The organism is Actibacterium naphthalenivorans (genome assembly GCF_014196965.1).
Taxonomy (GTDB): domain Bacteria; phylum Pseudomonadota; class Alphaproteobacteria; order Rhodobacterales; family Rhodobacteraceae; genus Actibacterium_A; species Actibacterium_A naphthalenivorans.
In genome coordinates this window covers 655,741-680,240 of the sequence record NZ_JACIEQ010000001.1, presented here as the reverse complement: position 1 = coordinate 680,240, position 24,500 = coordinate 655,741, and the positions used below count along the sequence as shown (strand labels likewise).

Here is a 24,500-nt window from a genome sequence, read left to right as displayed (position 1 = left end):
AAACGAGGGCGAAATGCAGGTTTATGGGCTGAAGAACTGTGACACCTGCCGCAAAGCCATGAAATCATTGGCTGCGGCAGGGCATGAGGTGACGTTTGTCGACGTCCGGGCCGATGGTTTGCCGGAGGCGGAGGTGCAGCGGTTTCTGACCGAATTCGGGGATGACCTGCTCAATCGCCGCTCAACGACGTGGCGCGGCCTGAGCGAGGAGGAGCGCGCGGGCGACCCTCTGACGCTCCTGCGGGCGCATCCGGCACTGATGAAACGACCGGTCATAGACCAGGGTGGGCAGCTCTGGCTTGGTTGGGGCAAAGACGTTCAGGCGGCGCTGCTGTCATAGGGCGCGTGGCGCCGCAGCAGCCGGTCGAGCGAGAGCGGGCCGGCCCCGCGGATCACCAGCACCATCAGGACGGTAATCCAGAACAGCCGCTGATCCAGGATCGGGCTGTCGGGCACCCGGTCGAACCACGCGCCCAGCGTTTCGGGCTGGCTGATCGCGCCATGGCCGAACAGATCGGTCAGCGATTGCACCGCGATGAAGCCGATCATGCCAAGCGCCGACAGACGGGTGGCAAGGCCGAGCAGCAAAAGCAGCGGCAGCAGGAACTCGGCATAGGTACCGGCCAGAACCACCAGCCGGTGAAACAGGCCGAGCTGACCGACATCATAGCCGACGGCCTCCATCGCCTTGGGGAAGATCTGCGCATAGGCGCCCAGCGACGGGGCAAACAGCCCGCCGATGCCGCCGCCGAGTTTGGTCAGGCCCGAATTCCAGAAGTAAAGCAGCAGCGTCGCGGCGAAGGTGAAGCGCGCCAGCGTCGGCAGAAGCCAAGGGGCGGCGGCGTTTTCCAGCCGGTCGAACGTGGCGTCATGAATGGAAATCAGGGTGTTCACAGCAATACCTTCTCTTCGATGGCGATGATCGCCTGGCCGCTGATCAGCAGGCCTAGTGTTTCTGTCAGGTCGAAATCGGGGGTCTCTGCCTCGGCCATGGCCAGGGCGGGGGCCAGCGGTTGACCCGAGAGCAGGCCGGCGACGAAGGCGCCGCCGCCCGGGGGCAGCGCGCTGACCACCGGGTCAAAGCCGGGGCGGGTGATCAGCGCGGCTTCCGGGCGCATCGCGGGCTTGGGCGCATCCGCCTGCCTGTGGGCCAGCCAGATCGACGCCACCGGAAAGGGCGCCTGCAGAAGGCGCAGGGCAGGCGCGAGGCGCAGCCGCGCCTGCATCAGCCGGTCGGGCGGCAGCGCCAGCAGCACCTCGGGGGCGACGGGGGTGGCGTCTTTGGCGTGATAGCTTTCGCGCAGGGCAAGCTCCAGCCGCGCGATGTCTGGCAGGTAGGCCAGATGCCGGACGGGGGCGAAACCGGCCAGAAAGCCGGGCATCTGCGCGCCATAATGCATCATCAGCGGTGATTCCGGCGGGTTGTCGCGCAGGAACACGCCGGCCATCGCCTCGAAGAACGCGTCGCCCACCAGCGCGCGCAAAACCGGGAAGGCGGTTTTCAACGCTTCGGTCAGGCTGACCGCCACATTGTTGCGATACACGTTGAAACGCTTGCCCGCCGGGCGCCCCGCGGGCCCGGTGAGGCCGTGCGGGACAGGCGCCGCCGGGTTCAGCAGCGCGGTGGTGAAATCATGCTGGCGCACCGTCATGCCGGCACCCGGTCAAGCACGGCCGCCGCGCGCGCCGCCTCGGCGGCCAGAACCGGCCAGTCGGGCACGTCATTGTCCCATTCGATCAGGGTGGGGCGGGGCCCGGTGCGCGCGATCGTATAGGCATAGAGCGCCCAGACAGGATCCACCACCGTGGCGCCGTGGCTGTCGATCAGCAGGGGCGCGCCGTGGTCGTCGGCATCCTCGTCATGGCCGCCGAGGTGGATCTCACCGACGAGATGCAGCGGGAAGGCGTCGATATAGGCGCGCGGGTCGGTCTGCTGATTGGTGGCGGACACGAAGACGTTGTTGACATCCAGCAGCAGGCCGCAGCCGGTGCGGCGGGCGATCTCGGCCAGAAACGCGGTTTCAGGCATATCGCTTTCGGCGAAGGCGAGATAGGTGGACGGGTTTTCCAAAAGCATCTGCCGCCCCAGCGCCTCCTGCACCTGGTCGATATGGTCGGCCACGCGGGTCAGCGTTTGGGCGGTATAGGGCAGGGGCAGCAGATCGTTCAGGAACTGCGTGTCATGGGTGGACCAGGCCAGGTGTTCGGAAAAGCGGGCCGGTTGCAGCCAGCCGGTCAGGTGCTTCAGCCGGGCCAGATGGTCACGGTCCAGCGGCGCCTCGCCGCCGATGGACAGGCCGACGCCGTGAACGGAGATCGCGAACCGTTCGGCCAGATGCCGCAGCTGCGCAAGGGGGCGGCCGCCGTCGCCCATGTAGTTCTCGGCATGGATCTCGAACCATTCGACGGGCGCGGGCGCCTCCATGATCGCGGCGAAATGCTGGGGTTTGTAGCCGACGCCGGGGCGATCGGGCAGGTGGTGATGGCGGTGTGTCGCGGTATCGAGCATGGTGATCCTCCCACAGGAAAAGCCCCCGGCGCCGGGCCGGGGGCCTTGTCGTTTTATGCCGGCAGGTCGCGGTCGAGCGCTTCGAGCGCGCCCATGCGGCCGTCGGGCAGTTCCATGGTGGTGCAGGTGCCGGCCGGGACGAGCTTCCAGGCGTTGCCCTGATAGTCGACGCTGGCGGTGCCGGCGCAGGTGGTGCCGGGGCCGGCAGCACAGTCATTCTGGCCGGCCAGCGAAACGCCGAAGCATTTTTCCATCTCCTGCGCCTGCGCGGGGCCGGAGATATGTGCAGTCAGGGCGGCGGCCAGTGCGCCGGCAACGGCGAGCGTTTTAACGTGGTTGGACATGGTGAATTCCCTTTTAACAGTTTTCCAGACGTCGCTGTCTGCGACACGGGAAGAGCTATCGAAGGTGGGTCATCAACTGCCACTCACATGGGAGTGTTGCACGTGGGCGTTATGGATTGTAATAATGCAAAATCTTGAATGTATTTGGCGTATGAAACGAGAAAAGCGCTGAAAACCAGCGCTTTTCTCGGTATTGATCCCCGGCTCAGGCCAGGTCCGGCGCCTTGGCTTCCTGCGCGAGCGTGGCCACGATCTCTGCCAATGTTACAACCGTGGTCTGCTTTTCGCCCAGCCGCCGGGCGGTGACGGTGCGCTCTTCCACCTCTTTCTGGCCGATGGCCAGGATCACCGGCACCTTGCCGACCGAATGTTCGCGCACCTTGTAGTTGATCTTTTCGTTGCGCACATCGGCCTCGGCGTGAACGCCTACGGCTTTCAGCGCCGCCACGACCTCTTGCACGAAGTCGTCCGCATCCGACACGATCGAGGCGACGACGACCTGACGCGGCGCCAGCCAGAAGGGCAGCTTGCCGGCATGCTCTTCGATCAGGATGCCCAGGAACCGTTCGAACGAACCCAGCGTGGCCCGGTGCAGCATGACGGGCCGATGCTTGGCGCCGTCTTCGCCGATGTAGTTTGCGTCGAGCCGTTCGGGCAGCACGAAATCCACCTGATGGGTGCCGCATTGCCAGTCGCGCCCGATGGCGTCGGTCAACACGAACTCCAGCTTGGGGCCGTAGAAGGCGCCCTCGCCGGGGTTCAGCGTGGGCTCGATTCCGGCGGCGCGGGTCGCGGCCAGCAGGGCGGCCTCGGCCCTGTCCCAGACCTCGTCGGAGCCGGCGCGCATATCGGGGCGGTCCGAGAACTTGACCTTGAAACTGTCGAACCCGAGATCCCGGTAGATCGCCGACAGAAAGGCGATGAACTCCTTGGTCTCGCTTTCGATCTGATCCTCGCGGCAGAAGATATGGCCATCGTCCTGGGTGAAGCCGCGCACCCGCATGATGCCATGCAGCGCGCCCGAAGGCTCATAGCGGTTGCATGATCCGAATTCGGCCATGCGCAGCGGCAGGTCGCGGTAGGATTTCAGGCCCTGGTTGAAGATCTGCACGTGGCACGGGCAGTTCATCGGTTTCAGCGCGTTCACCGCCTTTTCGCGGGCATGCTCTTCGTCTACCTCGACGATGAACATATGCTCCTGGTATTTTTCCCAGTGGCCCGAGGCTTCCCACAGCTTGCGGTCGACCACCTGCGGGGTGTTGACCTCGACATAGCCGCCGGCGTTCTGGCGGCGGCGCATGTAATCCTGCAGCGTGGTGTAGATGCGCCAGCCGTTGGGGTGCCAGAAGATCTGGCCCGGCGCCTCTTCCTGCATGTGGAACAGATCCATCTCGCGGCCCAGCTTGCGATGGTCGCGCTTGGCGGCCTCTTCGAGCATGTGCAGATGCGCCTTGAGGTCTTCCTTGTTCTTGAAGGCCACGCCGTAGATGCGTTGCAGCATCGCGCGGTCGCTGTCGCCGCGCCAATAGGCGCCGGCCACGCTCATCAGCTTGAACGCGTCGGCGGGCACCTGACCGGTATGCTGCAGATGCGGGCCGCGGCACAGATCCTGCCAATGGCCGTGCCAGTACATGCGCAGCGGTTCGGTGCCGGGAATGGCCTCTATCAGTTCGACCTTGTAGGGCTCGTTGTTGGCCTCGTAGAATTTCACCGCGCGGTCGCGGTCCCAGATCTCGGTGGTGACGGGGTCGCGGCGGTTGATGATTTCCTTCATCTTCTTTTCGATCTCGCCCAGATCCTCGGGGGTGAAGGGCTCTTCGCGGTCGAAATCGTAATACCAGCCGTTTTCGATCACCGGGCCGATGGTGACCTTCACATCCGGCCACAGCTCCTGCACCGCGCGGGCCATGATATGGGCCAGGTCGTGGCGGATCAGCTCCAGCGCGGGGGCGTCGTCTTTCATCGTGTTGATGGCGATCGACGCATCCTGGGCGATCGGCCACTGCAGATCCCAATGCGCGCCGTTGACGGTGGCGGAGATCGCCTTTTTCGCCAGAGAGGTGGAAATGTCGGCGGCGACCTGGGCGGGGGTTACACCGGCCGCGTAGTCACGCGCATTGCCATCAGGGAAGGTGAGAGAAATCTGGGCCATGCGGGCCTCCTCGTCGGTTTGGCGCCCACGGAACGCCCGGTTGCGGGTTATGGTGCGGGTGACATGCGAGTTGGGCGCGAAAATGTCAACTGTCGCGACGGCGCCGGAGGCGGAAAGAGCTTCATGCCTCCGGCGGGGATATTTCCGCGAAAAAGAAGATCAGGCCAGTTCGGCCAGCCGTTTCAGCGCGGCGTTCAGCCTGTCGGTTTCCTCGACCTTGGCGGCCGCGAGCTCTTTGGTTTCCTCGATCACCTCTTGCGGGGCGCTTTCGATGAATTTCGGGTTCTTCAGCCGCCCCTGCAGCCCGCCGAGTTCCCTGGCGAGTTTCTGCAGGGATTTTTCCAGGCGGGCCTGTTCCTCGGCCACGTCGATGACATCGGCCAGCGGCAGCGCGAAGGTGCCGCCCTCGACCGCGATGGTGATGCAGCCCTTGGGCAGGGCATCGGCCGGGGTCAGGCTTTCGATCCGGGCCAGCCGTTTGATCAGCGTTTCGTTGCGGCTCCAGGCGGCCTGGCCGGGGGCGTCCAGCTCCAGTTGCAGCATCGGCAGTTTCAGCCCCACCGGCACATGCATCTGTGCACGGGCCGAGCGGATTTCCTCGATCAGGCCGATGGCCCAGTTCATCTCACGATCCGCGGCATCATCGACCAGTTCGGTGCCATAGGTCGGCCAGTCGGCGTGGACCAGCATCTTTTGCCGCGCGCCCAGCGTGCCCCAGAGCTCTTCGGTGATATAGGGCATGATCGGGTGCAGCAGGATCAGGCACTGGTCGAGCACCCAGGCCATGGTGGCGCGGGTTTCCGCCTTGGTCGCGTCGTCACCATCCAGCAGCAGCGGCTTGGAAAATTCCACGTACCAATCGCAGACCTTGCCCCAGACGAAGGCGTAGAGCCCGTTGGCGGCATCGTTGAAGCGGTAGGCTTCCAGCGCCTCGTCGGTGGCGGCGCGGGCCTTGGCGGTTTCGCCGATGATCCATTTGTTCACCGTTTCGGCCGGTTGGGGGATCGTGCCGTCGGGGGCGTAGCCTTCGAACACATCGTTCATTTCGGCGAAGCGGGCGGCGTTCCACAGCTTGGTGCCGAAATTCCGGTATCCGGCGATACGCTGCGTGGAAAGCTTCAGGTCGCGCCCCATGGCGGCCATGGCCGTGAGGGTGAAGCGCACCGCGTCGGCGCCGTATTCATCGATCAGATCGAGCGGGTCGAGCACGTTGCCCAGCGATTTCGACATCTTCTTGCCCTTCTCGTCGCGGACGAGGGCATGGACATAGACGGTGTGGAACGGCACCTGGCCGACCACGGCAAGCTGCATCATCATCATCCGGGCGACCCAGAAGAAGATGATGTCGAAGCCGGTGACCAGGACATCGGTGGGGAAGTATTTGTGCAGCTCGGGTGTGTCTTCGGGCCAGCCGAGCGTGCCGATGGGCCACAGGCCCGAGGAGAACCAGGTGTCGAGCACATCGGGATCGCGCCAGACCGGATAGACCAGTTTGGTCGGGTCCTGATCGATGTTGTACTCGGCGAGGCTTGTGGCCAGCGCCTCTATCGCGGCCTGCTTGTCGGGCACTTCGACGATGCGGGCGTGGTTGAGCGGCGTCGGAATGTCGGCGATCTCATCGCGGAAGGAATCCTCGACCGCGCCGAAGTCATGGGCGCAGTGATGGATATCGCCCAGATGGACCATCCCGTCCAGAAGCAGGCGGCCCAGTTCCACCTCGTCGAGGGCGCCGTCGCCCTCGTCATCGCGGAAATCGGGGGCCGACAGATCAAGCCCGTACCAGACCGGAATCTGGTGCCCCCACCACAACTGGCGGGAGATGCACCAGGGCTCGATGTTCTCCAGCCAGTGGAAATAGACCTTTTCATGCTGTTCGGGCAGGATCTTCGTCTCGCCGGTGTGGACCGCGTCAATCGCGGGCTGCACGATCTGCGCGGTATCCACGAACCACTGGTCGGTCAGCATCGGCTCGATGACCACCTTCGAGCGGTCGCCGAAGGGCTGCATGATCTTCTTGGCTTCGACGTAGGGAATGACGTCGGGCTCGTCCTCTTTGCCCGCATCGGGGTTGGGGATCATCACGGCCAGACCTTCGGCGGTGATGTCGGCCACGACCCGTTTGCGCGCCTCGAACCGGTCGAGGCCACGATAGTCGTCAGGGACGAGGTTCAGGCTGTCCACCTCGATCTCGCTGAAGCCCGCCCCGGCGGCAATCTTCTGCGCCCGCATCGCGGCTTCGGCGTAGGGGGTGCCGTCGTCGCGCATGGTGCCGCGGGTATCCATCAGCCGGTACATCGGGATGCCGCCGCGCCTGGCCACCTGATAGTCGTTGAAATCATGCGCGCCGGTGATCTTGACCGCGCCCGAGCCGAAATCCTTGTCGGGGTAGTCGTCGGTGATGATCGGGATCAGGCGGCGGTGCTCCTTGGGGCCCACCGGGATTTCGCACAGTTTGCCGACGATCGGCGCGTAACGCTCATCGCTGGGGTGCACGGCCACGGCGCCGTCGCCCAGCATGGTTTCGGGCCTTGTGGTGGCGATGGAGATATAGTCGCGGATTTCGCGCAGGGTGACGTTTCCGTCTGCGTCTTTTTCGACATATTCATAGGTCTCGCCGCCCGCCAGCGGGTATTTGAAATGCCACATGTGGCCGTCGACCTCGATGTTCTCCACCTCGAGATCCGAGATCGCGGTTTCGAAATGCGGGTCCCAGTTCACCAGCCGCTTGCCGCGATAGATAAGCCCCTTGTGATACATGTCGACGAAGACCTTCAGCACCGCGTCGTGGAAGCCTTCGTCCATGGTGAAGCGGTTGCGTGACCAATCGCATGACGCGCCGAGGCGCTTGAGCTGATTGACGATGGTGCCGCCGGATTTTTCCTTCCATTCCCAGACCTTTTCCAGGAATGCCTCGCGCCCCATTTCGCGGCGCGTGGCGTTGGATTTATCCTTGGCCAGGTCGCGTTCGACCACCATCTGGGTGGCGATGCCGGCATGGTCCTGGCCCGGCTGCCACAGCGTGTCGAAGCCGCGCATCCGGTGCCAGCGCACAAGAATATCTTGTAGGGTGTTATTGAAGGCATGCCCCATATGTAGGGAGCCGGTCACATTCGGCGGCGGGATCATGATGCAGAAGGTTTCATCCCGCGAGGCGTTGGCCCCGGCCACGAAAGCCCCGGATTTCTCCCAGGCATCGTAGAGCCGCGCTTCGGCATCGGCGGCGTCGAATGTCTTTTCCATTGGCATCGGATGTCCCACTCATAAGTCCTGGCGTCACCGTCTAACGATTCGAGCCGTCAAGGCCAAGCCATGCGATCCGTCAGGTTCGGAATTTAGCGACATTCCTGGGCGTTTTTCGGGATTGTTCCGGTTCGGGAAAAGCGCGCCGCCTTTCTTTGGACATTTTGCGGCCACATTCCGAATTCCACTTCCCCGAGTCAGGCGGGCTTGGTATCAAGGGCCAGAAGTTGAAATTTGGTTGGGAGTGGTAACGATGAAGAAATTTCTTTCTGCCCTCTTCGCAGCAGGCATGGTCGCATCCGCGGCTGATGCGTCTGTTGTGGGAGGTACTGTAACATTCGGTCCGGGTTCGTTCGTCGAACTGGATTCGACCGTGCCGATGACCATCGGTCAGGATAACTTCGATACGCCGGACTTGTATGCGTTGAACGAGCTGCAGGATTACACTCTGGGCGTCGATCTGGTTATTGATGGCGGCGTGATTGGCGCCGGTACGAAAGTGTCCAGCCACTACGTCGGCTTCGATCCGCTGTTTTGGTCTCGTCAGGGTGGAAGCGTCAGCTTCTCGGGCAAGATCCTGGGTGTGATTTCGACCACTGATACCCTGTTGGCCTCGGACTTTCTTGGTGCGCCGGCTGTGTCCTATACTGCGGCATGGGAGCGGGGCCTTGAACCTAACTGGGACAAGTATTCGATCAGCGACAAAACTGTCAGCGTAAGCTGGTGGGCCATCAGCCCGGGCGATTACATGCGCGTAATCACGGCCGCCGCGGTTCCGGTGCCGGCAGGTGGTCTGCTGCTGGTTGGTGCTCTGGGCAGCCTTGCTGCTGTGCGCCGCCGTCGCAAGTCGGCCTGATATCGGTTCGATATCTTCCGATCGATGTTTACGAAAGGCCGGGTGAAACCCCGGCCTTTTTCATGCGTCCTGCTGCCCGGCCCGCTGTACCTTTTGTGACAGATGGATCAGGCTTTCCGACGAGCGGATGCCGGGGATCGCGCCGATCTGATCCAGAATGTCGTCCAGCGCTGCCGTCGTTTCCGCCGTGACCTGAAGCAGAAGGTCGAACCGGCCGCTGGTGGTATGTGCCGAGTCGAGCTCGGCGATGGCTCGTAGCCGGGTGATGACGCCGGCCTGCGCCCGCGGATCGACCGACAGCAGCACCGTTGCGCGGATCCGGCCTTTGGCGGCAGCCGAGCCAAGGCGCAGCGTATAGCCGGCGATGATGCCCGAGCTTTCCAGCCGCTCCAGCCGTGCCTGAACCGTCGATCGCGCGACATTCAGGGCGCGCGCCAGAACCGCGACCGACATGCGAGCGTCCCTCGCGAGGTGGGAAAGAATTCGCCGATCCAGCTCGTCCATGTCAAAATGCCATTGGTTTCGTCATATCGCCGAATATAGCATTCATTTCGCCCAGATTGTATGGTGATTCTGCCCTTCGCTTGCGAGACCCTGAAACCGGGAAACGGGAGCATCACATGGGTTTGAAACAAAATATCTGGACGACGCCCGCAGAGCATCTTCGCCTGACGCGGCCGGATCACCCGGTTATCTATGCGGCGCCTCGGCGCATTCAAAGCGCCGCGCGCCGCTTTGTAGACGGGTTTCCGGGGCAGGTGAGTTATGCGGTAAAGGCCAACCCCGAGGCTGTCATGGTGTCGAATCTGGCGGCGGCGGGCGTTTCGGCCTTTGATGTCGCCTCGCCGGATGAAATGGCGCTGGTCCGGGCGGCGGTTCCGCAGGCGGCCCTGCATTACAACAACCCTGTGCGCTCGACCGAAGAGATTGCCCGCGCCGTCGAGCTGGGGGTGGTGTCTTATGCCGTCGATTCGTTCAGCGAGCTGGACAAGTTGATGGCCGCCCTGCCGCGAACGGCCGAGATTGCGGTGCGTTTCAAGCTTCCGGTCAAGGGTGCGGTCTATGATTTCGGGGACAAGTTCGGCGCCCCGCCCGAAAAGGCGGCCGCGCTGTTGCGCCGCGTCGGGGCCGCCGGCTTTCGGCCCTCGATCACGTTTCATCCGGGCACCCAATGCAATGATCCCCGGGCCTGGGCCACTTATATCGCCGAGGCGGCGCGCATCTCGGACAAGGCCGGCGTGCCGCTGGCGCGGCTGAATGTCGGCGGCGGTTTCCCTTCGCATCGCGAAGGCGGGCGGGCGCCGGCGTTGGGGCCCATTTTTGCCGCCATCGGGCAGGCGGCGCGCGCGGCGTTCGGGCCGGAGGGGCCGGCGCTGCTTTGCGAACCGGGCCGGGCGCTTGCCGCCGAAGGCGTCGCCCTGGCCACACGGGTCAAGGCGCTGCGCGATGGCGGCGATGTGTTCCTCAACGATGGCATTTATGGCGGGCTGGCCGAGGCGCCGCTGATGGGGCGCATCGACCGTATCGCGGTGCTCGACCCGGCGGGCGCGCCCCGGTGTGGCGCGCCGGTGGAGAGGGTCTTGTTCGGCCCCACCTGCGACAGCCTTGATCGTCTGCCGGGTGTGCTGCGCCTGCCGGGTGATATGGCCGAGGGCGACTATATCCTGTTCTTCGGCATGGGCGCCTATTCGACCGCCACGGCGACCCGGTTCAACGGCTATGGCGCGTTGGAAAAGGCGGTGGTCCTCGGGCTGCTGCCATAGCCCGAAGGGGCAGGGAGATGCCGTTCCTATATGCTGGACAGCGCCGCGCGGCAGGATGATGATGGCCCGGAACGCGCCGGGCAATTGCCGCCGCGGCGCGGCGGGCTATGTTCCCTAAGCGGTCTGCGCATGGCGGGCGCTGCTTTCACGCGCAACCGGGCCGGGACAGTTCTGATCGGGGCGAGCATTGCGTCTGGCGAGAAACATATTGCAGTGGCTGCGCGGCTTTCGGGAAACCGAGGCACGCCGCCGCACATCCGCCCGCCCGCCGGTGACGCATGTGGTGATCCTGGATGGCACGATGTCCGCGCTTTCGGGCGAAAACCAGACCCATGCGGGAACCACCTACAAGCTGCTGCGCGAGCTTCCGGCCTCGGCGCTGGTCTCGCTGTATTACGAGGCGGGCATTCAGTGGCCCAACTGGCGCAGCACCCATCAGGTGGCCACCGGCCGCGGGATCAACCGGCAGATCCGCCGCGCCTATGGCTATCTTGCCTCGCGCTATCATCCGGGAGACCGGATCATCCTGATGGGCTATTCGCGCGGGGCCTATGCCGCGCGATCGCTGGCCGGGGTGATCGACAAGGTCGGTCTGCTGCGAACCCATCACGCGACGGTGCGCAACGTGCGGCAGGCCTATCGCCACTATCAGAACGCCCCCGGTTCCGACACGGCGCGCATCTTTTCGCAGACCTATTGCCATCCCCGCACTGAGATCGAGATGGTCGGGGTGTGGGATACGGTCAAGGCGCTTGGCTTGCGCCTGCCGTTCCTGTGGCAAAGAAGCGAGGCGCAGCACGCCTTTCACAACCATGCGCTAAGCGATGTGGTGCGGCACGGGTTTCACGCGCTGGCGCTCGATGAAACCCGCGAGGCGTTCGCGCCGGTGCTGTGGTCCTGTCCGCCGAACTGGAACGGGCGGGTGGAACAGGTCTGGTTCCGGGGGTGCCATGGCGATGTCGGCGGGCATATCGGAAGCTATGAACCGGCGCGCGCGCTGGCCAATATTTCGCTCGTGTGGATGCTGGACAAGCTGGAGTTTTGCGGCGTGCCCTTGCCCGAGGGCTGGATCGCGCGTTTCCCCTGCGATCCCGAGGGGCCATCGGTCGGCAGTTATCGCGGCTGGGGTAAGGTGTTTGTGATCCGCAAGCCGCGCATCGTGGGGCGTGATGCGTCGGAATCACTGCACCCGACGGCACAGCCGAAAAACCGCACGCGGGACTTGCCGTTCTACGATCCCGAGATGCTGCACGGCGTCTGAAACGGGCCGGTCAGGCGACGTTTTCGAGGATCATGCCGGGCTGAACCCCCAGGGTGTGGCAGATGTCGCGCGTCAGATGCGGCTTGTTGAGGGTGTAGAAATGCAGGTCTTCCACGCCGCCGTCGATCAGCTCAGAGCACAGCTCGGTCGCGATGGCGGTTGAAAGCAGCTCTTCGCGGCCATCGCGCGCGGCGGCCTCGAACGCGTCATCCAGCCAGGCGGGGATATGCGCGCCGCAGCGGGCCGCGAATTTGCGCACGCCCGACCAGTTGTCGATCGGCAGGATGCCGGGAATGATCGGGGCGTCGATCCCCTGTTTTTCGCAGGCGTCGCGGAAGCGGAAGAAGGTTTCGGCCTCGAAAAAGAACTGGGTGATCGCCGAAGAGGCGCCGGCATCGATCTTCTTTTTCAGCCAGCGCACATCATCGCCGCCCGTTTTCGCCTCCGGGTGCGGATCGGGATAGGCGCCGACACGGATGTTGAACTTGCCCGTCTCGGCCAGCGCGGCCACCAGTTCGGCCGAATCCGCAAACCCATCGGGGTGGGGGGTGAAACCGCTCTGCCCCTTGGGCGGATCGCCGCGCAGCGCGACGATCTCGGTCACGCCGGCCGCGGCATAGGCGTTGACGATTTCCATCGTTTCATCGCGGGAGGCATCGACGCAGGTCAGATGCGCGGCCACGTTCAGCCCGTAATTCTTGTGGATCGTCGTCACCGCATCATGGGTCAGCTTGCGGGTGGTGCCGCCCGCGCCATAGGTCACCGACACGAACTCCGGCTTCATCGGCGCCAGCGTCTGTACCGTGTCCCACAGCCGAAAGCTCGCCTCAAGCGATTGCGGCGGGAAGAACTCGAAAGAGATGCGCGGGGCGGGCATGGGAATATCCAGTTTGAATTCAGGGTTGGCAGTCTTGTGACACAGCCTTACTTGTGAAACAAATTCATAATTCTCAAGAACAATATGAAAATGGCGACAATATGCACCTGGAACTGAGGCATCTTCGCACAATCCGGGCGATTCATGAAGCCGGCGGGCTGGCCCGCGCGGCCGATCAGTTGCACATGACCCAATCGGCGCTGTCCCATCAGGTGAAGGGGCTCGAGGATCAGGTGGGGATGGAGCTGTTCGTACGCCGCTCCAAGCCGCTGAAACTGTCGGTGGCGGGGCTCAAGCTGTTGCGGCTGGCCGAACGGGTGCTGCCCGAGGTGGCCGCGACCGAAGAGGAGTTTCGCGCGCTGCATTCTGGCAAGTCGGGCCGGTTGCACATCGCCATGGAGTGCCACGCCTGTTTCGACTGGCTGCTGCCGGTGCTGGAGGAGTTTCGCAAATCCTGGCCCGAGGTGGATGTGGACATCCGCGCCGGCCTTTCCTTCGGCGCCTTGCCCGCCCTGGCGCGCGAGGAGATCGATCTTGTCATCTCCTCCGACCCCGAGCAGATCGACGGTATCACCTTCACGCCGCTGTTCGACTATGCCCCGGTTTTCGTGGCCGCAGCCGGGCATCCGCTGGCCGCGAAGGATTATATCGAGGCCGAAGACCTGCGCGACGAGCTTTTGATCACCTATCCGATGGATCGCGCCCGTCTGGATGTGTTCACCGAGATGCTGACGCCCGCCCGGATCGAGCCCCGTTCGATCCGTCAGGTGGAGCTGACCGCGGTTATCCTGATGCTCGTGGCGTCGAACCGGGGCGTTGCCGTGCTGCCCGACTGGGTGGTGCGGGATGCCCGCTCCAACGCCGAATTCGTGACCCGGCCGCTGACAAAAGAGGGGGTCACGCGGCGGATGTATGCGGCCACGCGGGATGAGGATACGACCAAGCCCTTCATGGCGCATTTCATCCGGCTGGCCCGCACCGAGCCGGTGAAGCTGCAGCGGGCGTAGCCGGGGTTTCCATGAGAATCCGGGGTGATTTTGCGCATCATGATCGGGGCCGGCGGCGGCGGGCATGACCCTTGGCAATCGCAGCGCATCAGCGTATACGCGCGGCCTGACAAAGGAGTCCCGTCATGCAAGGCAGCGCAAACCTCAACATCATGATCAAGGCCGCGCGCAAAGCGGGCCGCAGCCTGGTGAAGGATTTCCGCGAGGTCGAGAACCTTCAGGTCTCGATGAAGGGTGCCGGGGATTTCGTATCGCGCGCCGATATCGCCGCCGAAAAGATCATACGCGACGATCTGATGGAGGCGCGCCCGAACTACGGCTGGGTGGGTGAGGAAAGCGCGCCCGTCGAGGGCGCCGACCCGACCCGCCGCTGGATCGTCGATCCGCTGGACGGAACCACCAACTTCCTGCACGGCCTGCCGCACTGGGCCGTTTCCATCGCGCTGGAGCACAAGGGCGAAATCGTTTCCGCCGTGGTGTTCGACGCCGCGAAAGAAGAAATGTTCGTCGCGGAAAAGGGCGCCGGGGCATGGATGAACGACACCCGCCTGCGGGTATCGGGGCGCCACCGCATGATCGAGTCGATCTTCGCCACCGGTCTGCCTTTCGGGGGCCGCGCCGATCTGCCGGCCACATTGCAGGATCTTGCGCGCCTGCTGCCGCAATGCGCCGGGGTGCGCCGCTGGGGCGCCGCCGCGCTGGATCTCGCCTATGTGGCGGCGGGGCGTTATGACGGGTTCTGGGAACGCCGTTTGAATTCCTGGGACATGGCCGCCGGGCTGTTGCTGGTGCGCGAGGCGGGCGGCCTGATCGCCCCGATCCGTGTGGATGGCGACATCATGGAGGATGGCGAGGTTATTGCCGCCAACGAACCCATCTTCGACAGTTTCGCGAAAGTCGTCCGCGGCGGCTGATCTCAGGGGTTCGGCTGGTCGGACTCGTGGTTCACCCCGTCCGACCAGGGAATCTCGCCCAGTTTGCTCGGGTTGACGCCTTCGAGCGCGCCCACGTTCACCCCGTATTCATTGGGGTTCGAGCGGCGCTGATGGTGGGTGTAAATCCCGCAGGTCGGGCAGAAGTAGTGCTTCGCCACACCCGTGCCCCAGGTATAAAGCGCGATGTGATCGGCACCTTTCACGATGGTCAGCCCGCCCAGCGGCACCGACGCCATGATCGCGCCGCGCCGGCGGCAATAGGAACAATCGCAGCGCCGCGCGGTGTTGAGGCCATCCGACAGTTCCACCTTCAGTTCGATCGCGCCGCAATGGCATGTTAGCTTTCGGGTCATCTGCGCCTCCTGACAACGGGGATGGTGGTGCGGCGGTAAAGTTTCTCGGGGTGGGGCGGAAGGCCGTGGGTGCGGCTCCAGTACCCCGGCCCGCCGCGCCTGAGCCAGGAGGGCAGCATCATGACCAGCCCGGCGGCGAAGCCGCCCGCATGGGCCCAGTATGCCACGCCGCCGCCATCCGCCGGTGTCGAGGCGCCGCTGAAGATCTGCAGCCCGAACCACACCCCCAGCAAGACCCAGGCGGGCAGCGGGAAGATCCGGAAGAAGATGATGAAGATGAACAGCACATCGACGCGCGCGCGCGGGAACATCAGAAGATATCCCCCCATCACCGCCGCGATCGCCCCCGAGGCGCCGACCACGGGAACCGGCGAATGCGGGGCGGCCAGAATCTGAAACAGCGAGGCCGCCAGCCCGCCGACGAGGTAGAACCCCAGAAAGCCGCCATGCCCCAGCTCGTCTTCCAGGTTGTCGCCGAAGATCCACAGGAACACCATGTTGCCGATCAGATGCATCAGCCCGCCGTGCAGAAACATCGACGTGAAAAGCCCATGCCATACGCCGTGCTCGGTCAAGGCCGCCGGGATCAGCGCCCAGGTATAGAAAAACCGCTGCAGCTCCATCTGGTCGGCAAACAGGGGCCAATAACTGACAAAGACAACCACGTTCACCGCGATCAGCGCATAGGTGACGAAGGGTGTGCGGCTTGACGGGTTGTGATCGCGGATCGGGAACATGGCGCCACGCTACCCTGCCTTTCCGACAGGTCAAGCCATTGCGGGCGGATGCGGCTGTTTTGAGCGGGGCGGCGGGCACGGCCCGCATGCCGGCCCGGGCGCTGGAAAACATCCCAGCCCGCTTTACTCCGGCCTCTCAATGCCTATTGTCCCCGAACCAGAGGCCCGCGAGTTGGCATTGGTAACCCTCGGGGCCGTGCGGCGAAACCTGTGGGGGCCAAGCTGTTGCACAGAGGCTGCCGCGTTGGGCTCTAGTGACGGTAAGAGTGACGGCGCCAAGATGCGGGCGTGATGGAATGGTAGACATATCAGACTTAAAATCTGAAGGGGTTCGCCCCGTGTGGGTTCGAGTCCCACCGCCCGCACCACATATCCGAAATCGGACGGTTGAGGGATGTATCCCGTCGGGGCGACGTGCCGGGGCCGTGTGAACAAAGCATGGCGCCTTCGTGCCTTTGGCGTTTCACGGTAAAGCGCTGTTTGCCGAAAATGTGCCGATTGGTCTGAAACGGCCCTGAAATCGTACGCCGCCGTGGCCTTAGCAATATTCGTCGTAATCATCCGCCACGGCGCGCAGCATGTCGGTCATCAGCGCTGAATCCGCGGCGTTCACCCGGCTCCATGTCGGGATGAACGGGCTTTCCGACGGGTTGTCGAGAAAGATGTGCCCGGCCTCGACGATGTTGCGCGCGAACAGCTCGATCAGCTTTTCTTCCTTGTGGCGGTCGATATGCAGGCCGTTCATCCGGGCGTCGCTGTGATAGCAATCCAGCAGGTCCAGCGCCGAACGGTAATAAGTCGCCTTCAGCGAGCGGAAGATCTCTTCGGAAAAGACGGTGCCATCGGTGGCCAGTTTGCGGAAAATCGACTTGCAGATATCGATCGACATGCGCGACAGGCCGGTGCTGGCGTCGTCTTCCGACACCTCTTGGTGCTTGTGGTCGTAGTTGTCGGCAATCTCGACCTGACAGACCGATTTCGGCGCCAGGTTGCGCCAGGCCTCGGACAGAACACCGATTTCCAGCCCCCAGTCGGACGGGATGCGCAGATCGGGAAGCGGGGCCACGCGCATCGCGAATTCACCCGACAGCGGATAGCGGAAGCTGCGCAGGAAATCGAGGTAGTCACGGTCGCCGATCACCTTCTTCATCGCGATCAGCAGCGGGCTGACAAGCAGCCGGCTGACCCGCCCGTTCAGCTTGCCGTCGCCCACGCGGGGGTAATAGCCCTTGGCCAGTTGATAGGGAAAGTTCGGGTTGGCCACCGGATAGACCAGCCGCGCCAGCATCTCGTGTGAATAGGTCACGATATCGCAATCGTGCAGGGCCACCACGGCGCTGTCCTTGCAGGCCAGTGTATAGCCAAGGCAGAACCAGACGTTGCGGCCCTTGCCCGGCTCGCCCGGAAACAGGCCCAGATCGCCCAGCCGCCCGTGGATCGCCTTCATGCGCGGGCTGTCGTTCCAGATTACCACATGTTCCTGCGGCAGCCGCGAAAAGAACTGCCGGGCGTGGCGGTATTGCGCCTCGTTCGCCCGGTCGAGCCCGATCACGATGCGGTGCAGATAGGAGACCTCCGACAGCTCGTCGAGAATGTGGGGCAGGGCGTCGCCCTCCAGCTCCGAGAACAGCGAGGGCAGGATCAGGCTGATCTTGCGGGTCTGGGCGAAAGTCGCAAGCTCATGGGCGAGCGCCTCGGGCGTTGTCGTGCGGAGGTTGTGCAGCGTCGCCACATTTCCGTTCTGGTGAAAATCAGCCACGGTCGCGTCTCCTCCTCAAATGCCACGCTCGACGATAACGTCTAACATGGCACGGTTCCATCCCGAAGGTCCGGGTTCTGTTGTGCGTCGGATATGGCCGGCGTCTTCGCCGGCCATATCCGGAAGTGGTGCGCGGTGCGGATTGGCGACGACGATCCCGAGATCGGCGCGCTCCAGCATCTCGGTGTCATTGGGGGCGTCGCCAAGCGCCACGATGAAAGGGTTGCCGTATCGCGCGGCAATCGCGCCCATCTGCGCGGCCTTGGTGCCGCCGAAGGACAGCGTCAGAAACCGCCCGCCCTCGCGCGCCCGCACGCCATGTGCCGCCAGCGCGTCAAGGAAGGCCTGCCTTGCATCTGCCGCCCCCGACCACAGGCCGGGTTCGGAAAAACTGCGCCGCGCGGCGAGCGCGGCGGACTGGGGCGAAAGCCCGGTTTCCCGCGCGATACCCTCGGGGCCCCAATCACCAAAGCCTTGAAAGCCCGCGCGCAGCTCTGCCGGCAACGTGGCCAGAATGCGCCGCAGCCGGGCATAATCGGCATCACCACCGTCCGCCCCGGCGCCGGGGGCCAGAACGCCGGCCCCGTTTTCGACAATCGCCGGAACGTGGGAAAACCCGAGCTCTGCCCGCAATGGCGCGATCTCTGCCGCGGTCTTGGAACTGGCCAGCACCACCGGCACGCCCTTGTCGCGCAATTGGCGCAGGGCGGGCGCGGCGGCGGCATGTGAATAGCTGTCATGATCCAGCAACGTACCATCAAGATCGGTGAAGACGATCAGGGCAATGCCGGGCATGCGGTGCGATTCTCCGTTTGTGACCGACCCAGCCTGCCACGGTTTCACCCCGAGTGCACCCGCCGAAATCGCCGCGCCGCGCGGCCATTCTGCGGATGCGAAAAAAACCGGATAGTCTAAGCTTTGGATTTGTGGAAGGTTGAACACATTCAACGAGGCCAAAACAAAAATGTCCATCAAAGCCGCCATTCACCATCTGACCCACTATATATACGATCGTCCGGTGACGCTGGGGCCGCAGGTCATCCGGCTGCGGCCCGCATCGCACAGCCGCACGCGGGTGATCTCGCATTCACTGAAGGTCAGCCCGGCGGATCACTTCGTGAATTATCAGCAGGATCCATATGGTAACTGGCTGGCGCGCTATGTGTTCCCCGAGCCGGTACGCGAGCTGAAGATCGAGGTTGATCTGGTGGCCGACATGTCGGTCTACAATCCGTTTGATTTCTTCGTGGAAGACAGCGCCGAACACTGGCCCTTCGACTATTCCAACGACATTCTGCCGGATCTGTCGATCTATCGCACCGCAGAGCCCGCGGGGCAGGCGCTGCAGGAGTTTCTGAACGGCATCGACCGCTCGGAAGAGCGGACGGTGGATTTCCTTGTCGGGCTGAATGCCCATGTCGCCAACCAGGTCGGCTATGTCATCCGGATGGAGCCGGGGGTGCAGACGCCCGAAGAAACGCTGCATGTCGGCAAGGGATCATGCCGCGATTCAAGCTGGCTTCTGGTGCAGGTGCTGCGCCATCTGGGCTTTGCGGCGCGGTTCGTTTCGGGCTATCTGATCCAGCTGAAACCCGATCTGGAGGCGCTGGACGGCCCGTCGGGCACGGATCACGATTTCACCGACCTGCACGCCTGGTGCGAGGTGTACATCCCCGGCGCCGGCTGGATCGGGCTGGATCCGACCTCGGGCCTGCTGACTGGCGAAAGCCATATTCCGCTGGCCGCGACGCCGCATTACCGCAACGCCGCGCCGATCACCGGCATGGCCAGCCCGGCCGAGGTGACGTTCGATTTCGACATGAGCGTGACGCGGGTGGCCGAACATCCGCGTATCACCAAGCCGTTCTCCGACGATGCCTGGAACGCGCTGGATGCGCTGGGCGCGAAGGTGGACAAGATACTGGCCGAGGGCGACGTGCGCCTGACCATGGGCGGCGAGCCCACCTTCGTTTCGATCGACGATTTCGAAAGTGACGAATGGAACACCGCCGCCGTCGGCCCCACCAAGCGCGAGCGTGCCGATCTGCTGATCCGCCGCCTGCGCGATCGCTTCGCGCCGGGCGGGTTTCTGCATTACGGGCAGGGCAAGTGGTATCCGGGCGAAAGCCTGCCGCGCTGGACCTTCTCGCTCTACTGGCGCAAGGACGGCGCGCCGATCTGGCAGAATCCCGATCTGATCGCCCGCGAAGGGGCGCAGACGGGGGCGAATGCCGACAGTGCCGAAACCCTGATGAAAGACATCGCCGGCGCGCTGGGGCTGGAGCCTGATTTCGTCGCTCCCGCCTTCGAGGACCCGGCGGAATGGATCATCAAGGAAGCCAATCTGCCAGAGAATGTGACGCCGGAAAATTCCAAGCTGAAAGACCCCGAGGAACGGCACCGCATCGCGCGGGTGTTCGGGCGCGGGCTGACCGAGCCTTCGGGTTTCGTGTTGCCGGTGCAGCGCTGGCAGGCCAGGGCGGGCGGGCGGCGCTGGCGCTCGGAAAAATGGAAGGTGCGGCGCGGGCATATCTATCTGGTGCCGGGTGACAGCCCCGTGGGCTATCGCCTGCCGCTGGGCACCCTGCCGCATGTGCCGGCCTCTCAATACCCCTATACCAACATCGCCGACCCGACCGAACCGCGCGGGCCGCTGCCCGGTTTCAAGCCGCAGGAGGCGGGCGGGCCGGAAATTTCGGCGGATCACACCCAGCGGGTGACCAAGATCGAAGACGCCGAGGGCACGGGGCAGCAGGATGTGGTCGAGCAGGAACTGGGCACGATCGGCGGCGCCGTGCGCACCGCGATTTCGGTCGAACCGCGCGACGGGCGGCTGTGCGTGTTCATGCCGCCGGTGGAACGGGTCGAGGATTACCTGGAGCTTGTGGCCGCGGCAGAGGCGGCGGCGGCGCGGCAGGGCCTGCCGGTGCATATCGAAGGCTATTCGCCGCCGCATGATCCGCGCCTCAACGTGATCCGCGTGGCCCCCGACCCCGGCGTGATCGAGGTGAACATCCACCCCGCCGCCAACTGGGACGAATGCAAGGCCACCACCGAAACCGTCTATGAAGAGGCGCGCCAGACGCGGCTCGGGGCGGAGAAATTCATGATCGACGGGCGCCATACCGGCACCGGCGGCGGCAACCATGTGGTGGTGGGCGGCGCGACGACGCTGGACAGCCCGTTCCTGCGCCGGCCCGATCTGCTGAAAAGCCTGATCCTGCACTGGCAGCGGCACCCCAGCCTGTCTTACCTGTTCTCGGGCCTGTTCATCGGCCCGACCAGCCAGGCGCCGCGCATCGACGAGGCCCGGCATGACAGCCTCTATGAGCTGGAAATCGCGCTGGCGCAGATCCCGCGTCCGGGGCAGGGCACGCCGCCGATGCCCTGGCTGCTGGACAGGCTGCTGCGCAACATCCTGATCGACGTGACAGGCAACACCCACCGCGCCGAGATCTGCATCGACAAGCTCTATTCCCCTGACGGCCCCACCGGCCGGCTTGGCCTGATCGAGTTCCGGGGCTTCGAGATGCCCCCCGACCCGCGCATGAGCCTGGCCCAGCAGGTGTTGATCCGCGCCCTGATCGCGCGGATGTGGCAAAGCCCGCTGGGCGGGCACCCGATCCGCTGGGGCACGCGGCTGCACGACCGGTTCATGCTGCCGCATTTCGTGTGGGAGGATTTCCTCGACGTGTTGCGCGACCTTCGGGAGCATGGGTTCGATCTGTCGCCCGACTGGTTCAAGGCGCAGGCAGAGTTCCGCTTTCCGTTCTGCGGCGAAGTGGAATATGAAGGCGTGCATCTGGAAATCCGGCAGGCGCTGGAACCGTGGCATGTGCTGGGCGAAACCGGCGCGATCGGCGGCACGGTGCGTTATACCGACAGTTCGGTGGAACGGCTGCAGGTGCAACTGACCACCACCGACCCGGAACGCTATGTCGTCACCTGCAACCAGCGCCGGGTGCCGTTGCAGAAAACCGAAACCGGCGGCGTGTCGGTCGGCGCGGTGCGCTTCAAGGCGTGGCAGCCGGCGCAGGCGCTGCACCCGGTGCTGCCGGTGAACGCACCGCTGACCTTCGATATCTTCGACACCTGGACCGGTCGCGCGCTGGGCGGATGCGTCTATCACGTGGCCCATCCGGGCGGGCGCAGCTATGATACCTTCCCGGTCAACGGCAATGAGGCCGAGGCCCGCCGCCTGGCGCGGTTCGAGCCGCGCGGCCATACCCCCGACGCCTACCTGCCGCCAGACGAGACCCCGCACCGGGAATTTCCGATGACGCTGGATCTGCGCCGGATGCCCGGGATCTAGGCCATGAAAGCGCAGGGGGAGGACATGTCGACCGACGCGCTGGCGGCGTTTCTGAGCGCCTACCGCCGCCCCGACGGGGTGCCCGACGAACTGCTCGGGCCCGACGGGCAGGTGCGCCCGGTCTGGTCGGCCTTCATGCAGCGGCTGGCGCGGATCAACCCCGAGGACATGGCCACCCGGATGAGCCGGGGCGACCAGTATCTGCGCGACGCCGGAGTGTTCTACCGCCGCTATGCCCCGGCCGAGGCAAGCGACCGCGACTGGCCGCTGAGCCATATGCCGGTGCTGATCGCCGAGGCCGAGTGGCATGAGATCGCCGCCGGCCTGACCCAGCGCGCCGATCTGCTGGAGGCGGTTCTGGCCGATCTTTACGGCGACAACCGGCTGGTCGCCGAGGGCCACCTGCCGCCGCCGCTGGTGGCGCAGAACGCCGACTGGCTGCGCCCGCTGGTCGGGGTGCGGCCGCGTTCGGGGCATTTCCTGCATTTCGTGGCCTTCGACATCGGCCGCGGCCCCGAAGGACAGTGGTGGGTGCTGAGTGACCGGACGCAGGCGCCCTCTGGCGCCGGTTTCGCGCTGGAAAACCGCATCGCCACCGCGCGTGTCTATTCGGGCCTTTATGACAATGCCAATGTCACCCGGCTGGCCGGCTTCTTCCGCGCCTTTCGCGATGCGCTCATGGGGCTGCGCGCCAGCGAAAGCAGCCGTGTCGGCATCCTGACGCCGGGGCCGATGAACGATACCTATTTCGAACATGCCTATATCGCGCGCTATCTGGGCTTCATGCTGCTGGAGGGCGAGGATCTGGTCGTGGACAGCGGGCGGCTCATGGTGCGCACGGTCGACGGGCTGAAGCCGATTTCGGTTCTGTGGCGGCGGCTGGATGCCTCATGGGCCGATCCGCTGGAGCTGAACGAAGGGTCGCGGCTGGGCACGCCGGGCCTTGTCGGGGCGCTGCGCAACGGGTCTGTCACCATGGTCAACGCGCTGGGGGCCGGGGTTCTGGAGGCGCGCGCCTTTCTGGCGTTCCTGCCGAAACTGTCGAGGGTGCTGCTGGATGAACCGCTGCGCATGCCGAATATCGCCACCTGGTGGTGCGGCGGCGCCAAGGAGCGGGCCTATGTGCAGGCCAATGCGCGGGGGATGACGATCAGCGGGGCCTATTCCACCGGCCTGGCCTTCGAGCTGGAGGACATGCTGCCGCAGGATCTGGGCGCCGAGGCGCTTGCCGCGCGGATCGCCCATGACGGCCCGCGCCTGGTGGGGCAGGAACAGGTGCAGCTTTCGACGACCCCCGCCTTTGTGGACGGCCGCCTGCAGCCCCGGCCGATGAGCCTTCGGGTGTTTCTGGCGCGCACCGCCAGCGGCTGGCAGGTGATGCCGGGCGGCTTCGCGCGGATCGGCCTGTCGGATGCGTCGACCGGGCTGGCGATGCAGAAGGGCGGGCTGGTGTCCGACGTCTGGGTGATCGGCGCGCGCCGGGCACAGAGCGAGACCATGCTGCCGCGCGCCGCCGAAACCGTGGACCGCAACCAGCCCGGCGCGCTGCCCAGCCGTGCCGCGGACAACCTGTTCTGGCTGGGCCGCTATGTGGAGCGCACGGAGCATATGCTGCGCATCCTGCGCGCCTATCACGCCCGCCTGGCCGAAACCGCCAACCCCGAGGCGCCGCTGCCGGCGGCGATCGCGACCTATCTGGCCGGGCTCGGGGTCGACCCGGACGAGCCCATCCCCGATGCCCTGATGGGCGCGCTTTCGGCCGCCAATTCAAGCGCGGGGCATGTGCGCGACAGGTTTTCCGTCGATGGTTCGGCCGCGCTCAGCGAACTGATGGAAACCACGCGGGGGCTGATCGGCAAGGTGGCGCCCGGCGATGATGCGGCACGGGCAATGGGCCGGCTTTTGCGGCAGGTATCGGGCTTTTCGGGGCTTGTGCAGGATAACATGTACCGCTTCAACGGCTGGCGCTTCCTGTCGATCGGGCGGGCGCTGGAGCGTGCCGCGAACATGACGGGCAGCCTGCTGGCCTTTTCCGATCCCGACGCCGCCGAGGGCGCGCTCGATCTGGTGATCGAGATCGGCGACAGCGCCATGTCGCACCGGCGCCGCTATTCGGTATCCACCGACAGGGGCACGGTTCTGGACCTGCTGGCGCTTGACGGGCTCAACCCCCGGTCGGTTCTGTTTCAGCTTGAGGAGATCCGGCAGCATCTGCAGTTTCTGCCGGGCAACGCGCCGCACCGGCGGCTCTCGGGGCTTCAGCGCTCGGTGCTGCGGGCCCATACCGATCTTTCGCTGCAAAACCCCGAAGATGTCGATGGCGATTTTCTGGCGCGGCTGTCGACGGAGATCCTGAGCGTGTCGGAAAACCTGACCCACGCATATCTGCGATAGG

The 24,500-nt window shown here is 64.7% G+C and carries 20 protein-coding genes and 1 tRNA gene; 9 read left to right on the top strand and 12 right to left on the bottom strand.

Annotated features, from left to right (window positions below; genetic code table 11):
- Positions 1-13 precede the first annotated feature (13 nt).
- Positions 14-340: an ArsC/Spx/MgsR family protein gene (locus tag GGR17_RS03230; protein WP_054538109.1), complete on the top strand. Its 327-nt coding sequence runs from the start codon at positions 14-16 to the stop codon at positions 338-340.
- Here the strand turns inward: GGR17_RS03230 and GGR17_RS03225 are convergent.
- The 6 genes from GGR17_RS03225 to GGR17_RS03200 all read right to left on the bottom strand — a co-directional run bounded on the left by GGR17_RS03225 (position 319) and on the right by GGR17_RS03200 (position 8,251).
- A complete protein-coding gene (locus GGR17_RS03225; RefSeq protein WP_054538110.1) occupies positions 319-894 on the bottom strand; it encodes a DoxX family membrane protein in 576 nt (191 codons plus the stop codon). The two genes, GGR17_RS03230 and GGR17_RS03225, sit on opposite strands and share 22 nt — an antisense overlap.
- Positions 891-1,652: an HvfC/BufC N-terminal domain-containing protein gene (locus tag GGR17_RS03220; protein WP_054538111.1), complete on the bottom strand. Its 762-nt coding sequence runs from the start codon at positions 1,650-1,652 to the stop codon at positions 891-893. The genes GGR17_RS03225 and GGR17_RS03220 overlap by 4 nt, the downstream gene beginning before the upstream one ends.
- A complete protein-coding gene (gene bufB, locus GGR17_RS03215) occupies positions 1,649-2,509 on the bottom strand; it encodes an MNIO family bufferin maturase (RefSeq protein ID WP_054538112.1) in 861 nt (286 codons plus the stop codon). The genes GGR17_RS03220 and bufB overlap by 4 nt, the downstream gene beginning before the upstream one ends.
- 53 nt (positions 2,510-2,562) lie before the next feature.
- Positions 2,563-2,853 carry a BufA1 family periplasmic bufferin-type metallophore gene (locus GGR17_RS03210; RefSeq protein WP_037204109.1) on the bottom strand — a complete coding sequence of 97 codons (291 nt, stop codon included), beginning with the start codon at positions 2,851-2,853 and terminating at the stop codon, positions 2,563-2,565.
- A 205-nt stretch (positions 2,854-3,058) separates the two neighbouring features.
- Positions 3,059-5,005, bottom strand: a complete 1,947-nt coding sequence (gene thrS, locus GGR17_RS03205) for a threonine--tRNA ligase (protein WP_054538113.1) — start codon at positions 5,003-5,005, stop codon at positions 3,059-3,061.
- A gap of 159 nt (positions 5,006-5,164) precedes the next feature.
- Positions 5,165-8,251: a valine--tRNA ligase gene (locus tag GGR17_RS03200; protein ID WP_054538114.1), complete on the bottom strand. Its 3,087-nt coding sequence runs from the start codon at positions 8,249-8,251 to the stop codon at positions 5,165-5,167.
- Between the two features lie 247 nt (positions 8,252-8,498).
- Here GGR17_RS03200 and GGR17_RS03195 point away from each other — a divergent pair, with 247 nt between their 5' ends.
- Positions 8,499-9,101 (top strand): VPLPA-CTERM sorting domain-containing protein, encoded by a 603-nt coding sequence (locus GGR17_RS03195; protein ID WP_054538115.1) that lies wholly within the window; start codon positions 8,499-8,501, stop codon positions 9,099-9,101.
- Positions 9,102-9,161: 60 nt separating this feature from the next.
- On the opposite strand, the gene GGR17_RS03190 is transcribed toward GGR17_RS03195, so the two are convergent.
- Entirely contained in the window at positions 9,162-9,605 is a 444-nt protein-coding gene (locus tag GGR17_RS03190; RefSeq protein ID WP_054538116.1) for an Lrp/AsnC family transcriptional regulator, read from the bottom strand.
- Between the two features lie 116 nt (positions 9,606-9,721).
- On the opposite strand from GGR17_RS03190, the gene GGR17_RS03185 reads away from it, so the two are divergent.
- Entirely contained in the window at positions 9,722-10,864 is a 1,143-nt protein-coding gene (locus GGR17_RS03185) for a type III PLP-dependent enzyme (RefSeq protein WP_054538117.1), read from the top strand.
- A gap of 208 nt (positions 10,865-11,072) precedes the next feature.
- On the top strand, positions 11,073-12,125 hold the full coding sequence (locus tag GGR17_RS03180; protein WP_369817367.1) for a DUF2235 domain-containing protein: 1,053 nt from the start codon (positions 11,073-11,075) through the stop codon (positions 12,123-12,125).
- 10 nt (positions 12,126-12,135) lie between these two features.
- On the opposite strand, the gene metF is transcribed toward GGR17_RS03180, so the two are convergent.
- Complete coding sequence (gene metF, locus GGR17_RS03175; RefSeq protein ID WP_054538119.1) at positions 12,136-13,002, bottom strand: methylenetetrahydrofolate reductase [NAD(P)H]; 867 nt, start codon at positions 13,000-13,002, stop codon at positions 12,136-12,138.
- 101 nt (positions 13,003-13,103) lie between these two features.
- Here metF and GGR17_RS03170 point away from each other — a divergent pair, with 101 nt between their 5' ends.
- Both GGR17_RS03170 and GGR17_RS03165 read left to right on the top strand, forming a co-directional pair.
- Entirely contained in the window at positions 13,104-14,009 is a 906-nt protein-coding gene (locus GGR17_RS03170) for a LysR family transcriptional regulator (RefSeq protein ID WP_054538120.1), read from the top strand.
- Between the two features lie 125 nt (positions 14,010-14,134).
- Positions 14,135-14,923: an inositol monophosphatase family protein gene (locus GGR17_RS03165; RefSeq protein ID WP_054538121.1), complete on the top strand. Its 789-nt coding sequence runs from the start codon at positions 14,135-14,137 to the stop codon at positions 14,921-14,923.
- Positions 14,924-14,925: 2 nt separating this feature from the next.
- Here the strand turns inward: GGR17_RS03165 and GGR17_RS03160 are convergent, their stop codons facing one another.
- Together GGR17_RS03160 and GGR17_RS03155 are read right to left on the bottom strand one after the other, a co-directional pair.
- Positions 14,926-15,297 carry a GFA family protein gene (locus GGR17_RS03160; RefSeq protein WP_054538122.1) on the bottom strand — a complete coding sequence of 124 codons (372 nt, stop codon included), beginning with the start codon at positions 15,295-15,297 and terminating at the stop codon, positions 14,926-14,928.
- Complete coding sequence (locus GGR17_RS03155) at positions 15,294-16,034, bottom strand: rhomboid family intramembrane serine protease (RefSeq protein ID WP_037204089.1); 741 nt, start codon at positions 16,032-16,034, stop codon at positions 15,294-15,296. The genes GGR17_RS03160 and GGR17_RS03155 overlap by 4 nt, the downstream gene beginning before the upstream one ends.
- Before the next feature lie 282 nt (positions 16,035-16,316).
- Here GGR17_RS03155 and GGR17_RS03150 point away from each other — a divergent pair.
- Positions 16,317-16,402 (top strand) — tRNA-Leu (locus tag GGR17_RS03150).
- Between the two features lie 170 nt (positions 16,403-16,572).
- Here GGR17_RS03150 and GGR17_RS03145 read toward each other — a convergent pair.
- Together GGR17_RS03145 and GGR17_RS03140 are read right to left on the bottom strand one after the other, a co-directional pair.
- Positions 16,573-17,793 carry a glycosyltransferase family protein gene (locus GGR17_RS03145; RefSeq protein WP_054538123.1) on the bottom strand — a complete coding sequence of 407 codons (1,221 nt, stop codon included), beginning with the start codon at positions 17,791-17,793 and terminating at the stop codon, positions 16,573-16,575.
- 15 nt (positions 17,794-17,808) lie between these two features.
- On the bottom strand, positions 17,809-18,588 hold the full coding sequence (locus GGR17_RS03140) for an HAD-IIB family hydrolase (protein ID WP_054538124.1): 780 nt from the start codon (positions 18,586-18,588) through the stop codon (positions 17,809-17,811).
- 169 nt (positions 18,589-18,757) lie between these two features.
- On the opposite strand from GGR17_RS03140, the gene GGR17_RS03135 reads away from it, so the two are divergent.
- Together GGR17_RS03135 and GGR17_RS03130 are read left to right on the top strand one after the other, a co-directional pair.
- Positions 18,758-22,105 carry a transglutaminase family protein gene (locus GGR17_RS03135; RefSeq protein WP_054540315.1) on the top strand — a complete coding sequence of 1,116 codons (3,348 nt, stop codon included), beginning with the start codon at positions 18,758-18,760 and terminating at the stop codon, positions 22,103-22,105.
- 3 nt (positions 22,106-22,108) lie between these two features.
- Complete coding sequence (locus tag GGR17_RS03130) at positions 22,109-24,499, top strand: circularly permuted type 2 ATP-grasp protein (protein WP_235974398.1); 2,391 nt, start codon at positions 22,109-22,111, stop codon at positions 24,497-24,499.
- Position 24,500: the final 1 nt, after the last annotated feature.